Genomic DNA, 14152 nt, shown 5'->3' with positions numbered 1-14152 from the left:
CGTTGACCTCGGACTCCGGTCCGTCGTCGGGTTCGGGTCCGTCCTGGTCCAGACCGCGCACGACGTCCATCCCGAACTTGTGGACTTCTGTCGGCCGGTTGTGGAGGGCGTAGGCGACGGCCTGTTCCTCGACAAAGGCGCAGCCTGCGTCGGTGAGCCGGGACGCCTCCCCAGACTCCATCACTCGCCGGATCACATCGACGTGCCCCAGGCCGATCGACCCGGTAGCGAACGCCGCCGCACAGACCGGCATGCGGGGCTCCAGCACGGTGCCGTTCAACGCCACCTGCGGGCACAGGTTCTCCGCCGCCTTCACGTACCGCCGGGCGTCACACGGGTCGATGTTCCAGCAATCGGCGATGGCGTTGGTCGGCGATTTGTGCCCGAGCGACCCGAACCCGCCCTCGCGCAGAAAGGAGGCGATGAACTGAACCCGTGCGAGGTCGAGCTCCCGAACCACCCGTTCCATATCCCGGGACGCAAGAAGGCGATCGGAGAACGTTCCCGTGGCGGTCTCGACTTGTAACTCGGCGATACCGTCGAGTGTGGTGTCGAGACCCGGGGACATAACTCAATTCTAGGCGAGGTGAAGATCGTCGGCCAGTGAATGAGGGGCTGAGACGCGAAGAGTGTACTTATGTACACCCCCAAGTCTGGACAAAGGTGTCGCACCTGTAATGCCGTTTCCGACCGCGCAGACCTGGGTGCGACGTCGCAGACCGCACAACCTCTGCGAGAACACAACGGGCTCTGCGAGGTCCCGCCAAAGGCGTGCCGCCACCCACAGGTGGAGCTGAGAGTGCCATCCCGTCGACCTGGCAAAACCCCCACCACACGGCCGCCCGTGGGCGGCCCCTCAACAAACGGCAACACAACCGACGAAGCTCCGCCCACGGGCGGCCGTGTGGTATCCCCAAGGAGGTCGACGGGATGGCACGACCCAACCCATCCCGGAGACTTGCCCGCCCGGCGAGGGCGCCCTTAAAAAACGCGCGACCACCAAGACCAACAGAACCACCACCGCGAGACCATCCGCCACGAACCCACCCAACGAACCACGTCGAGAACCCACCCCACCCACCGAAACGCGCGACTCGCCGCTCCGAAACGCGGGACTCGCCCGCTGGGACGCGGGACTCGCCGTGCCGGAGGTCGACTCACCGAGCCGAGGAGCCCGAGCACCACCGCACAGACCCGGGTGTGACTGCACAGACCGCACAACCTCTGCGAGGACACAGCTGGCTCTGCGAGGTCGCGCCAACGGCGTGCCCGCCACCCACCGGTGAGGCAAGAGTGCCACCCCGGAGATCTGCCTCCCTGGCGAGGGCGCCCTTGAAACCGCGATAAGTGCCCCCTTGCGCGCAGACGAAGCGGCGCATCGGCACTACGCCTGCCGACTTGCGGCGAAGACGGTCGCGCACGCGGTGAGGTCCTCGTGCAGCCGGCGCTGCTGCTGCCGGGACAGCGGGGAGAGCAGCTCCTTCTCGACGGCGCGGACGGTGACGCTGGCCTCGCGCAGCACTGCCTGCCCGTCCTCGGTGAGCTCTGTCGGCAGCACCCGCCCGTGGGGTGCCCGCTCAGGTCGCGTGAGCAGGCCGCGTTCTTGCAGCCGTTGGACGACGAGATTCATGGATTGGCGGGTGACGAAGGCGCGGCGGGCGAGTTCGGAGTTGGACAGCCCGGGGTGCTGGCCGAGCAGCTCGAGGCATGCGTACTGGGGAACGGTCAGATCCAGCGGTCGCAGGACCTCGTCCATCGCGGCGCGCAAGGAGGCGTGCACCTGCTTGAGGACGTAACCCACAGACAGCTCCAGGTCACCGACCGTCTCTTGCTCCATGTCAGCAGTCTGACATATGCTGAGTGTCAGGACATTGACATAGAGAGGCATGGCCATGAACGGAAACATCACGTACTTCGAGGTTCCGAGCGGCGACATCGGAGCCACTCAGCGATTCTGGGGCTCTCTGTTCGGCTGGACGTTCCACAAGGGGAACTTCCCGGGCTACTCGATGATCCAGGGCCCCCAGCCGATGGGCGGCGCCCCGCACGACGATGCCTCGCGGCACCCGCGGATCTTCTTCGCCGTGGACGACATCGAGGGTGCCGTCGCCCGGGTTCGCGAACTCGGCGGTACGGCAGCGAATCCGGTCACCATCCCGTCCGGCGCCTACGCCCACTGCACCGATGATCAGGGTGTGGAGTTCAGCCTGTCCCAAGATGCCGGAAGCCACGCTTGAACCGCACGGTCTGCCTGCGATCGGCGGCGGCAAGATCTACTTCGTCGCCCGGACGATCACGGCCACCGCCTCGAACGTTGCTGTCGCGATCACACCCGAACAACGACGAGGCCGTTCGATGGCCTTGGTCATCGGTGGGTTGACCCTGTCCACCGCGCTGGGAATGCCGTTGGGCAACCTGATCGGCGCCGTCGATCGGCGCCTGACGCTGTGGGCCGTCGCCGGCCTGGGCATCCTCGCCGCGATCGGCATCTCGATGTCGTTTCCGCAGGTGACGCTGCCGACGACAACCCTGGCCGCCCGACTGGCGCCGTTGCGCCCGACCACGGTGCTCAGCATCTTGGTGGCGACGCTGCTGGTGATGGCCGGCCACTACACCGTGTACACCTACATCGGCGCCATTACCGCCGACGCCACGACCGGATAGTTCCCACAGGCCCTCACCACGATCCCGTTCACCTGGGGTGTCGGGGTCCTGGCCTCGGTGGTGCAACAACGACTGATGTTGATCGCCCCTGCCTCAGCACCATTGCTGTTCGGCCTGAACTCCTCCGCGATCTACCTCGGCGTCGCGGCCGGTGGCGTAATCGGCGGACTGTCGCAGGATTGGCTGTCGATCACCTTGCTCGGTGTTCCCGCCGCCATCGTGGCGCTGCTCGCAACCACGATCACGCGCGCCGAGACGGCAGCGACGCCGAAGTGAGGTCCGAGAACCGACAGGTCGATCAGATGCTCAGGCTCGATCTCGCGGATGCGAATGGAACGTCACGTTCGATGGAGGCGATCTCCTCGTCGACCTCGCGCACCGGCCCCTTGAACCAGTGCCGGGCGGAGACGAGGTACCAGCCGCCGAAGAGCACGAGCGCGCCGGCAACGGTGATAGGCGCGTAGTTCACCACCGTCCAGTCGAAATCCGGTGCACCCGGCACGCCCTTAGGGCTCACCGGCATCAGGAACAGCACGCACATGACGACGATCCAGGCCACGGACAGCGGCGTGATCCACTTGTAGTGCCAGCCGAGCGACCACACCCCTGGCTCGAAGCGGGCGCCCATCCTGATCCGCAATATCAGCGGCATCGCAATGGCGATGTAGAGCCCGATCACCGCGATCGAACTGCCCACCAGATAGCCGATCGCCCCGTTGGCGAGAGTGGGGACCATCAACGCCCAGGCCGCGGTCGACTCCGCGATCACCGCGTTCACCGGCACCCGGTTGTCCGACACCTTCCGCAGCACGCGCGAACCCGGAACCGTGCCGTCGCGCGAGAACGCGAACAGCATCCGCGACCCGGAGGTCACCGAGGCGATGCCCCAGAAGATCTGCGCGATCACGACGAGGAGCAGCAGGAACTCCGCCCACGCCTCGTTCATCGAGGCTTGCCAGATGTAGACGACCGCGTTCGCGCCGGCGTCCAGCGTGCCCTGGACATCCGGCACCGCAAAGGTGATGGCGACGAGCAGGACGAACCCGTAGACGACCGAGACCGCCACCGACATCACGAGGCCCCACGGCGTCATCCGGGCGGCGGATCGGGTCTCCTCGCTCAGGTGGGCCGAAGCGTCGTACCCGGTGAACGTGTACTGAGCCATCAGCAGCCCGAGGCCGAAGACGAACCAGAAGGCGATGCCATCGCCGCCGAACCCGGAGTTGTTGATCGTCTCGGTGAACACGAAGGAGACGGACTGCCGCTCCCGCGGCACCACCGTCAGCACCACCACGATCATCATCGTGGCGGCGAGGTGCCACCACGCGGAAACCGTGTTGAGCTTGGCCAGCAGGTTCACGTTCAGCATGTTCATGCCGAGGTAGAAGAGCATCAGCGCGGTGAACGTGACGAATATCGTCGTCGAATCGGTGCCGACCACACTCGGGAACCACAGATGCAACAATGCGGTCAGGAACGTGCCGGCCCCATAGGCACCCGCCGCGGTGGCACCGATCATTCCGATCAGGTTGAACCAGCCGGTGAACCAGCCCCAAGCGGGACCGCCGAGCTTGGCTGCCCAGTAGTACAAGGCACCGGCCGTCGGCATGGTCGAGGCGATCTCCCCCATCGCCATTGCGATGAGCACGCAGAACACGCCGACAAGCAGCCAACCCCACGTGATGGCGATCGGTCCGCCGTAGTGGAACGCCATGTAGTAGGACGTGAGCGAGGAAGCCAGCGCGGAGATGATGGTGAACGAGATGGCGAAGTTGGAGAATCCACCGAACTCGCGGTCGAGGCGCTGCGCATACCCGAGCCGGTGCAGCAACGCCTCGTCGTTGCGGGTCGTCGAACCGACGTCCCGAACCTTGACTCGCATGACTTCCTTTCAGGGTGGAATGACGTTCCGAGGCGGGGTCAACGACCGGGTGGGGTCAGCCCGATCACGCGGCCGCATTCGAACAAGGCAAGGGTGTGGGGATGGTGCGGGCCGAGCGCCTCTTCGGCGGCTTCGATGGCGGCCGAGAGCACGATGACGGCGGAGTCGAGTGCGCCGGCGGCGGCCTGCGCCCTGGCCAAACCCATCCGGGACGTCAGCGTGTCGGGATGATCGGCGCCGAGCACCCTCCGGCGCTGCGCGGTGACCATTCCCGACATCTCCACGGCCTCGTCCACCCGGCCGACCAGGCGAAATGCCACTGCGAGCGCATCACGGGCGGTGAGCGTGCGCGGATCCTCGTCGCCGAGCGCGCGCGAGCGGTCCGCCACGTTCCTGATCAGTAGGTTGACCCCCTCCCGCCGTCGCCCCGCCACGATGCACGCCACGGCGAGGTTGCCGGCGACGGTCAGCGTGCCGACGTGGTCGACGCCCAGAACCACCCGACATTCCGAGAGCGCCCCCGCCAGCAGCGGGATCGCCTCCGCGTGCCGATCGGCGGCGCACAGCGCGGCAGCCGTCTCGTTGACTTTGGACAGCTCGTGGGCATCAGCCGTCGAATAGCCATGCGTAGGCGGCCGCCGATTAGCCGGCCACGGCGTCCTGTCCATTCTCGCTTTCACCCACTGGCTCTAGACGCGCCCCGGCTGCCCGTGCGAGCCAGCATTTGATCAGACCACGTCCACACCCGTCAAGCAAGACTTTCGGACCACCCACCTTGTCAGATCTGCTGACCTGAGCCAATCAATGCGTCAGTACTCCTCGACACATCCGACTAGCTGGTGGCCGGCTTGACCGCCGACCAACTCCGGGCATCTCGGAAAGAGGAACATCGCCGCAGGTCAGTCGGTTTTCGGAGGATCGGAGGAGCAGCTGACCGGACATATCGGGACGGTTCATCCGACGTTTCCTGGCCCCTGCGCGCAGCACCGCCGGATCGACAGCTAGCTTGTCGCACGACAACGGGGTAGGGAGCTTCTGATGACGTCATCCTCCGAGGCCGCGCCAGGAATCGAACAGTTCGGCTACCGCCAGGAGCTCCAGCGCTCACTGACGTTCGCCGACCTCCTGATCTACGGCCTGGTCTTCATGGTGCCGATCGCGCCGTTCGGCATATTCGGCAGTGTGTTCCAGGCCTCGGGCGGCATGGTGGCGCTGGCCTACGTCATCGCGTTGGTGGCGATGGCCTTCACGGCGCTGTCGTACGCCCAGATGGCCAGGGCCTTCCCGATCGCCGGATCCGTCTACACCTATGCAGGACGCGGGATCGCCGCACCGGCCGGCTTCCTGGCCGGCTGGGTGATCCTCCTGGACTACATCCTCATCCCCGGGCTGCTCTACCTCATCGCGAGCGTCGCGATGAACTCGTTCGTGCCTGCCATCCCGGTGTGGGGGTGGATCATCCTGTTCGTCCTGCTCAACACTGCCATCAACTACCTCGGCATCGAGATGACCGCCCGCATCACCCGCATCATGCTCGTCGCCGAGCTTGTTGTGCTCGCCGTCTTCCTGGTCATCGGCATCATTGCGTTGGCCCAGGGCAAGGGCACGGCCGGCGCGTTCGACCCGCTCTTCACCGCCAGCACCTTCACGTGGCCGGTCGTGCTCGGGGCCGCGTCGGTGGCCGTGCTCTCGTTCCTGGGCTTCGACGCCATTTCCACGCTCGCCGAGGAGAGCCAGGAGTCGGCGCGCCGCCTCGGCCGGTCGATGATCGCCGCGTTGGTGGTGGCGGCGACGCTGTTCGTCGTGCAGACCTGGGTGGCGGCACTGCTCGTCCCGAACCGGGACGAGCTGCTCGCCAACGGCGACCCGTCCGGGAACGCCTTCTACGCCACCGCCACCTACGCCGGCGGCGCCTGGCTCGGCGTGCTCACCGCCATCGCCACCGCTGTCGCGTGGGGCTTCGCGAACTCCCTCGTCGCGCAGGCCGCGACGTCGCGCCTCCTCTACGCCATGGCCCGCGACCGCCGGCTGCCGGCGTTCCTCGCCACGATCGACCCCCGCCACAAGGTGCCCGTCAACGCGACGTTCGTCGTCGCCGGGATCTCGCTCGTGCTCGGCATCTACATGAGCACCCGCGCCGACGGGATCACCCAGCTCACCTCGCTCGTCAACTTCGGCGCGATGACCGCGTTCCTCCTGCTGCACGTCGCCGTCGTCGTGCACTACCTGGTCCGTCAGCGCAGCCGCAACTGGTGGGCCCACCTCGTCGCCCCCGCGCTCGGGTTCGGCGTGCTGCTGTTCGTCGTGATCAACGCCAACATCGCCGCCCAGGTGATCGGCTTCATCTGGATCGGCATCGGCCTGCTCATCGTCCTCGGGCTGCACCTCGCCGGCCGCCGCGCGGAGCTCCCCGAGGAGGCGCTGTGAACGTCCTGTCCTACCGGCCCGCCCCGGACGAGGTCAGCTACACCTTCGGTGGCCGCCCGGCGGTGCGGAAGGTGGCGCCGGGCACGATCCTGGAGATCTACACGGAGGACTGCTTCGGCGGACGGGTCCGCACGCTCGACGACCTGCCGTCCGCGGTCTGCCACCTGAGCAGCCTCAACCCCGTCACCGGGCCCTTCCACGTTGAGGGGGCCCAGCCCGGCGACACCATCGCGTTGCACTTCGTCTCCATCACCCCGGCCCGCGACTGGGCGGTCTCCACCACGTTCCCGCACTTCGGAGCCCTTACCCGGACGCAGAGCACGGCCTTGCTGCACCCACCCCTCGAAGAGCGCGTCTGGCGCTACGACATCGACCTCGCCCGCGGCGTCGCTGTCTTCGAGGCCCGGCGCAGCGAGTTCCGGATGGAGCTGCCGCTCGACCCGATGCACGGCACCGTCGGCGTCGCCCCGGCCGCGGGCGAGGCCCGGATGACGATCACCCCCGACGCGCACGGCGGGAACATGGACACCCCCGAGCTCCGCGCCGGCACCACCATCTACCTCGGCGTCAACGTCGAGGGCGGCCTGTTCGCCATCGGCGACGGACACGCCCGCCAAGGCCACGGTGAGGTCTGCGGGACCGCCGTCGAGTCGGCCATGAACACCGTCGTGGCGGTCGAGCTGATCAAGAACGTCGCCACCCCGTGGCCACGTCTGGAGAACGACCACTCGCTGATGTCGAGCGGCTCGGCCCGGCCGCTGGAGGACGCCTACCGCATCAGCCAGCACGACCTCGTCACGTGGTCGGCCACCCTCACCGGCCTGGACGAGCTCGACGCGTACCAGTTGGTGAGCCAGGCAGGCGTCGCACCCGTCGGCAACGTGTGCGACCCGAACTACACGATGGTCGCCGCCATCCCCAAGACCTACCTGAACTCACCGCAGGTGTACGAGGGAGCCCACGCCCGACTGCGGGCACTGGGGCAGCTGTACCTCGGATCGGCCTGATCCCGACCGTCCACGAACAGCGCCGCAGGCGCCGGAATCGCTTCACCCGATGTCGGGTCGGGCTCGGTCGGTCGGCGCGTCCCAATCGAGCTCAGGGCCGAGCGGCACCAGGTTGGACGGGTTGATCCAGGTGTGGGTCAAGAAGTAGTGCCGCTTGATCTGGTCGAAATCCGTGGTGGAGCGGAACTCCGGACGCGCGTACAGGTCCCGCGCGTATCCCCAGAGGTTCGGGTGGTCCACGAGCCGCCGGAGATTGGCCTTGAAGTGCGTGACGTACACCGAGTCGAACCGGGCCAGCGTCACCCACAGCCGGATGTCCGATTCGGTGAGGTGGTCGCCGTGGAGGTACCGGCGCGAGGCCAGCCGCTCCTCGATCTCGTCCAGCGCGGCGAACAGCGAACGCACCTCCCGTTCGTGATCCGCCTGCGACGGCGCGAACCCGCAACGGTAGGGCCCGTTGTGGATCCGATCGAACAGGAACTCGTTCAGCTCATCGATCTCCGCGCGCAACGATTGCGGATACAGGTCGACGTCATTCGTCGCCCATTGGTCGAAGGCGGTGCCGACATCGATGCTCATGTTGCGGAAGTCGTTGCTCGCGATGCGGTTCTCCGCCTTGTCCCACAGCACCGGCACCGACCAGTGCCCCTCGAAGCCCGGCTCCGTGGCCGTGTAGGCCTCGCTGAGCAACGCGAACCCGTTCACCTCGTCCAGGCCGTGCCCGTCACCCTCGCGGAACGCCCAACCGCGGCCGTCGCGCATCGGGTCCAGCACGGAGACGGAGATGACGTCCTCCAAACCCTTGAGCGCCCGGACGATCGTCACCCGCTGGCAGAACGGGCAGGCATTGCTCACGTAGAGGTGGTAGCGCCCCGCCTCGGCCCTGAACCCGCTCGACCCGTCGACGGTGATCCGGCCGGGGAACGCCGGACCTGGGCGCCCGGTCGCGCCCGGTTTCGGCTTCGGCGCGTACGGGCCGTACGCGGCGAGGTCCACCGGGCTGGCAGCGCGCGGCGTCGTGGTCATCCGAGTTCCCTTCGGTGGATGAGTTCGGCGATCACTGCCATCTCCTCGAGCGGGTCGACCACCGGCTGGATGAGGAGCTCGTCGACGCCGGCGCCGGCCAGGGCGGCGAGGCGGGCGCGGAGGTCGTCCGGGGTTCCGACCAGGGTCAGCGCATGCATCAGCGTCGGTGTGATCAGGTCGCGGTCCGCCGGTGTGATCGGTCCGAGGTAGTTGGAGTACAGCATCGTGTGCCGGTCCGGCGCGGTGGCCGTGGTACCGCGCCGGTCGAGCAGGCGGTGCAGGGCCGCGCGTTCCTCGGCTCCGAGCCCCGCGGCGACCGAGGGGATCTCGGCGGCGTAGGCCAGCAGGGCGAGCACGACGTGACCCACCGCATCGCGAGCCGCGTCGCCGTGCGGGTCCTCGCCTTCGTGCAGGACGTGCAACGCGGTGACCAGGTAGGACCCACCCGCGCCGGAAATGTCGGAGGCCCCCTGGCGGGCGGCGTGCAACGCCCGCCAGGCCACGGGATCCAGGAGCCCGAAGGACATGAGCCCCGCGTCGCGGCGCCCGGCCACGGCGGCGGCCTTCGGCCCCTGCGCGGCCACCACGAACTCGATCGGATCAGCTGTGTTCACCTGGTGGCCGGTGTGCAGGAACCGGATTTCGCGGTCCCGGTCACCCTCGTGGTAGCTGGTGCCGCGCCCCGCGCACAGCCCCTGCAGGGCGGCGGTGAACACCTCCAGCTCCGCCGTCGTCGTCGGCGCCGAACCCAGCGTGCGCCGGGCGGTGTTCCCGGTGCCGACACCGCAGACGATCCGGCCCGGGGCCAATGCGTTGAGGCTGGCGAACGCGCTCGCGGCGGCCGGCGCCGACCGCAACGCCGGCGACGTCACCCCGACTCCGAGCTTGATCCGGCTGGTCGCCCGCGCACATGAACTCAGCGCCACGAACGGATCACCGTGGACCATCGGCGTGTCGTACACCCAGAAGCTGTTGAAACCCAGTTCCTCCGCCTGCACCGCCAGCTCCGAAACACCGCTGTGGGCCGCGACCACGATGCCGGTACGCACAGCTACCTCCACACGGGAACATGCCAGCGGCGGTCAGGCAGGTGGCATCCCGATGTTAGTGGCGTCGAGATCGGCCGGGCGAGCTCACGACTCCGGATCCGCGTCGGCGCCGCGACGTCGGAGCAGCCAGAACAGCCCGCCCGCGACGACCAGCGTGACGAGCACCCCGATCACCCCGGCGAGCCCGACGGTGCCCTCACCGCCTCCGACCGCGTAGTCGGCCAACGGGCTCCCGGCGGTGGCGTGCTCGGTCGCGTGCTGCGCGATGCACGTGCCTTCGAGCTGCTCGCCCGCTACGGTCTCGATCACCTCGCAGCCGTCGAGCGCAACGGCGTCCAAGCCGTCGGGCGCCGAACTGGCCAGGTACGACAACCCGCCCGCGACGACGAGCGCGACCAGCAGGAACCCGAGGAAGAACGCAGCCGTCCGGCGGCCGACGGCAGGGGTGCTCACGCGGGACCTCCGACCACCACGACCACGGTCTCCATGCCGCACCTCCTTCGACCCGTTCGCTAGACGCAAGTCCAGCTCACTTGCCAAAGATGCGCAACAGTGTGAGTGCGCTCAGCTGCCCCAGCAGCTCACACCTGCTCCCACTGCATCTTGGCCACGTGCGGCCACCGCTCGCGCATGCCGAAGGCGTTCCGGGGATGGGTGAATCCGTCCTCGACGGGGATCTCCGGAAGGTATGGCACCACGTGCCAGGTAGCTCCGGCGGCCCCGCTCGACGTTCGTCTTGTTGCCGTCGACGAGCAACCCGGTCCAACCGTGGTGGAGGATGAGGTTCGAGCTGTTGCTCGCCTCGACGATCGCCGGTCCGAAGTCGATGAGCTGCTTACGGCCGGAGCCGACGACGCTGATGAGATAGAGCAGAATCCCGTCTTCATCTGCGTCGCAGAACAGTCCGAAACCGACATCGCGACAGCTCGGGAGCGAGTACGTCCCGGCCGCCAGCGCTCATCGCGCCGGACGGCCGCCCCGAGTCGCGGCTGCGGGCCGAGGCGGCGCTCGGGATCCTCACCACCATGCACCGCCGGATCGCCGGCGGGTCCGCGGAGCTGGGCGCCCACCTGCTGGTCGCGGCGTACGGCGCGTTGATGTACTCAGCAGACGACTGACAAGACAGCCGACACCGCTCCGGAACGCGCGACTCACCGTGCCGGAAGTGTCGACTCACCGTGCCGGAAGTGTCGACTCACCGTGCCGGAAGTGTCGACTCACCGTGCCGGAAGTGTCGACTCACCCACCCGAGGCGTCCGCAGCTCAGCGCCGGCGGGCGATCGTGATCCCGTCGGCGATCGGCAGCATGATCACATCGACCCGCTCGTCGGCGACGGCCTTCTCGTTGAACCCGCGGATCGCGACGACGTCTTCGTCGTCGCTGTCCGGGTCGAGCACCTGCCCGCCGAGCAGGACGTTGTCCAGGACGATCACCCCACCGGGCCGCATGCGCGGCACGATCTCGGCCCAGTAGGTCGGGTAGCCGTCACGGTCGGCGTCGATGAACGCAAGATCGAGGTGCGGGTCCGTTGGCAGCGACCGGAGCGACTCGGCCGCATCCCCGAGCCGCAGCTCGATCTGGTCGGTGACACCGGCCCGCTCCCAGTAGCGCCGTGCGACGGAGGTGAACCGGTCGGACAGATCCAGGCAGACCAGCCGCCCGTCCGGGCCCATCCCGTTCAGGATGGCGAGCGAGGACAACCCGGTGAACGTGCCGATCTCGAGGGCCGAGCGGGCGCCGACCATGCGGGCGATCATCGACAGGAGTCCCGCCTGGCCCGGGGTGATCTGCCAACGAGCCTGGTCGGGAAGGGACGCTTGCGTCTCGTGGACCAGATCCGCGATCAGCGGGTCGCCCGCCGTCGAGTGCTCCTGCACGTAGGTGTGGAGATCATCGGTGTCCGGCAGGGACTTCGGGCTCGACCCGCTGAGCGACGGATGGACGAGCCAGGCCAGCGCAGCGCCGACCAACGGCCCCACCAAGTAGACCCAGATCCCGCCCCCCGCGGGGGCGCCGGCGAACGTTGCGGTGAACTCCGCGCCCAGCGCGCGGGCGGGGTTCATCACTCCCCCACCGAGGCTCCCGGCGGCCAGGGCCCCGACGCCGTAGGCCAGCCCGTAGCCGAGCCCGTGGAGCGCACCGCTGCCCGCGAGCCGGTACACGGCCATCAGCAGCACGAACGTCACCAGCACTTCCGCGACCAGCGCCACGACGATCCCACCGCCGGCCGGAGGCCGGACGGCGGCGAAGGTCACCCGGTCGCCGACCAGTACCCAGGCCAGCACCGCACCACCGAACCCGCCGACGAGTTGAGCACCGATCTGGCCGGGAACCGCGGCCCAGCTGAACCGGCCGCGCAGCGCGAGACCGACGGTGACGACCGGGTTGAGGTGCCCACCGCCCGCACCGAACACCCAGACGGCGAGCACGAGCGCCGCCGCCCAGCCCGCGGCGGCCCCGACCCCGGTACCGCCCTCGACGCTGTCCCCGATACCGCCTGCCGCGCAGGCGCCGAGGAGGACGAAGAACAGCGTCCCGAGAGCTTCCGACCCGAGCCGGGTCACTGTCCCGTTGTTCATGTCGATCTCCTTGTCGGAGGGTTCAGGCGTCTCGTACCGCCCGCTGTGCAAGACCGATGACGGCGACGACCAGCACACCGATCCCGCCGGCGGTGAACGCCGCGGCAATGCCCCATTGCGCTGTCGCGAACGCGGCGAGCGCGACCGAGATCGGGTACGACCCGCTGTGCACGAAGGCGAACACGGCCATGACGCGGCCGAGGATCTCCCGCGGCGGGAGTTGCTGGAGCAGGGTCACCACGAGCACGCCCAGCGTGCCGTCGGCGAACCCGAGCAGGGCGATGAGCACCAGCAACAGCCAGAACCCGTGGATCGCCGGCAGGCTCATGATGATCACACCGTGCACGACGAGCAGCCCGATCGACAGCAATCCCCTGCGGTGCAGCCCGATCAACCCGCCGGCCGCCACGCTTCCGCCGAGCCGCCCGACCGCGCCGGCAGCGAGGAGGTACCCGAAGATCAGTGCGCCGTCCGGGAACCTCTCGTGGGCCAGCACCGGGAGGCCGAACGCGAACACCCCGGACGCGGTGACCGTCACCATCGCCGCCATCCCGATGATGACGTGGAACAGGCGCGATCCCCGCACGAAAGCCCAGAAGCTCGCCGGCGCCGGCTCGCCGACGCCGAGCTGGTCGAGCTGGTCGAGCTGGTCGAGCTGGTGGGACGGGTCGGCAGCGGGTGCGATCCCCGGCACCCGACCACTCATCGCGAGCAGGCTCGCCGCGGACAGCGCGAACGACACGACGTTGAGAACGATGACCACCGTCGCCCCGTACGTCGCGAGCAGCAGGCCCGCGGCGAGCTGCCCGCAGATCGCGGCGACGATGTTGGAGACCTCGCCGACCGAGTTGCCGGCCTGCAGCTGTCCGCTCGGCAGCACAGCAGGCGTGATCGCGCGGTAGGCCGGGAGGAAGAGGCCCTCGAACCCACCGAGCACCACGCCGACCAGCGTGAACGCCCACCATGGGACGGGGCCCGCAGCCGTCCAGACCGCCAGCCCGCCCAGCACGATCGCGCGCCCGCCGTCGGCGACCAGCATCGTCACACGGGGATGCACGCGGTCGGCGAGGATCCCCCCGAGCGGCGTCGCGGCAAGTCGGGCGATGCCAAGCAGGGCCAAGGTCAGCCCGAGCCCGCCGATCCCGGCACCCGAATCGAGCACGAGGAACGGGAACGCGACCAGGAACAGCAGGTCGCCGAACGTCGACAGGGTCTGCCCGCCGACCAGCAGCCGGAAGTCACGGCGGCGCAGTGGGTCCAGCAGGCCCTGCAGCACCACCGGTCAGCCCTGCCCGATCGGATCGGCAAGCAGCTGCCCGCAGATCGACCGCCACCGCGGCTCGTCCGAGGTGAACTCCGGACCGCACCCACGCAGTGGCAATGCGGTCACCGTGTTGTCGTCCCAGAGGTAGACGACATCGGGTCGCTTATCCCATGTGGACACGGCGCGGTCGAGCTCGCCGACCCCGACGAGGTCGGCGAGCGCGAACGCCCGGCAGTACCGGATCATCGCCCGG

General features: G+C 68.5%; 15 protein-coding genes. 5 read left to right on the top strand and 10 right to left on the bottom strand.

What is annotated here, in order from left to right:
• The coding region (locus LL648_RS37120; protein ID WP_232667548.1) for a DUF222 domain-containing protein at positions 1-568 on the bottom strand (568 nt) is incomplete at its 3' end.
• 816 nt (positions 569-1384) lie between these two features.
• Complete coding sequence (locus LL648_RS37115) at positions 1385-1837, bottom strand: MarR family winged helix-turn-helix transcriptional regulator (protein ID WP_232667547.1); 453 nt, start codon at positions 1835-1837, stop codon at positions 1385-1387.
• A gap of 55 nt (positions 1838-1892) precedes the next feature.
• Here LL648_RS37115 and LL648_RS37110 point away from each other — a divergent pair, with 55 nt between their 5' ends.
• The 3 genes from LL648_RS37110 to LL648_RS37100 all read left to right on the top strand — a co-directional run bounded on the left by LL648_RS37110 (position 1893) and on the right by LL648_RS37100 (position 2940).
• Positions 1893-2237, top strand: a complete 345-nt coding sequence (locus LL648_RS37110; protein ID WP_232667545.1) for a VOC family protein — start codon at positions 1893-1895, stop codon at positions 2235-2237.
• A complete protein-coding gene (locus tag LL648_RS37105; protein WP_232667543.1) occupies positions 2218-2664 on the top strand; it encodes a hypothetical protein in 447 nt (148 codons plus the stop codon). The genes LL648_RS37110 and LL648_RS37105 overlap by 20 nt, the downstream gene beginning before the upstream one ends.
• A gap of 75 nt (positions 2665-2739) precedes the next feature.
• On the top strand, positions 2740-2940 hold the full coding sequence (locus LL648_RS37100; RefSeq protein WP_232667542.1) for a hypothetical protein: 201 nt from the start codon (positions 2740-2742) through the stop codon (positions 2938-2940).
• A gap of 22 nt (positions 2941-2962) precedes the next feature.
• Here LL648_RS37100 and LL648_RS37095 read toward each other — a convergent pair whose 3' ends face one another.
• Entirely contained in the window at positions 2963-4546 is a 1584-nt protein-coding gene (locus LL648_RS37095; protein ID WP_232667541.1) for an amino acid permease, read from the bottom strand.
• 38 nt (positions 4547-4584) lie between these two features.
• Positions 4585-5214, bottom strand: a complete 630-nt coding sequence (locus tag LL648_RS37090; protein WP_232667540.1) for a tetratricopeptide repeat protein — start codon at positions 5212-5214, stop codon at positions 4585-4587.
• A 370-nt stretch (positions 5215-5584) separates the two neighbouring features.
• Here LL648_RS37090 and LL648_RS37085 point away from each other — a divergent pair, with 370 nt between their 5' ends.
• Both LL648_RS37085 and LL648_RS37080 read left to right on the top strand, forming a co-directional pair.
• Positions 5585-6973 (top strand): APC family permease, encoded by a 1389-nt coding sequence (locus LL648_RS37085; RefSeq protein ID WP_232667539.1) that lies wholly within the window; start codon positions 5585-5587, stop codon positions 6971-6973.
• The gene (locus tag LL648_RS37080) at positions 6970-7980 is read left to right on the top strand and encodes an acetamidase/formamidase family protein (protein ID WP_232667538.1); all 1011 of its coding nucleotides are present in this window, start codon (positions 6970-6972) and stop codon (positions 7978-7980) included. Before LL648_RS37085 ends, LL648_RS37080 begins: the two co-directional genes overlap by 4 nt.
• A gap of 42 nt (positions 7981-8022) precedes the next feature.
• On the opposite strand, the gene LL648_RS37075 is transcribed toward LL648_RS37080, so the two are convergent.
• The 6 genes from LL648_RS37075 to LL648_RS37050 all read right to left on the bottom strand — a co-directional run bounded on the left by LL648_RS37075 (position 8023) and on the right by LL648_RS37050 (position 14145).
• A complete protein-coding gene (locus LL648_RS37075) occupies positions 8023-9006 on the bottom strand; it encodes a glutathione S-transferase family protein (protein ID WP_232667536.1) in 984 nt (327 codons plus the stop codon).
• Positions 9003-10055, bottom strand: coding sequence for an LLM class flavin-dependent oxidoreductase (locus LL648_RS37070; RefSeq protein WP_232667535.1), 1053 nt, complete (start codon positions 10053-10055; stop codon positions 9003-9005). Before LL648_RS37070 ends, LL648_RS37075 begins: the two co-directional genes overlap by 4 nt.
• Positions 10056-10139: 84 nt before the next feature.
• Complete coding sequence (locus LL648_RS37065; protein WP_232667533.1) at positions 10140-10508, bottom strand: PDGLE domain-containing protein; 369 nt, start codon at positions 10506-10508, stop codon at positions 10140-10142.
• An 810-nt stretch (positions 10509-11318) separates the two neighbouring features.
• Positions 11319-12635: an aquaporin gene (locus tag LL648_RS37060; protein ID WP_232667532.1), complete on the bottom strand. Its 1317-nt coding sequence runs from the start codon at positions 12633-12635 to the stop codon at positions 11319-11321.
• 22 nt (positions 12636-12657) lie between these two features.
• Complete coding sequence (locus tag LL648_RS37055) at positions 12658-13914, bottom strand: MFS transporter (protein ID WP_232667531.1); 1257 nt, start codon at positions 13912-13914, stop codon at positions 12658-12660.
• A 3-nt stretch (positions 13915-13917) separates the two neighbouring features.
• Positions 13918-14145: a hypothetical protein gene (locus LL648_RS37050; protein ID WP_232667530.1), complete on the bottom strand. Its 228-nt coding sequence runs from the start codon at positions 14143-14145 to the stop codon at positions 13918-13920.
• Positions 14146-14152 lie beyond the last annotated feature (7 nt).

This window comes from Pseudonocardia sp. TRM90224 (assembly GCF_021245725.1).
In the GTDB taxonomy this organism is placed as follows: Bacteria; Actinomycetota; Actinomycetes; order Mycobacteriales; family Pseudonocardiaceae; genus Pseudonocardia.
This window is presented reverse-complemented; position numbering and strand designations above follow the sequence as displayed.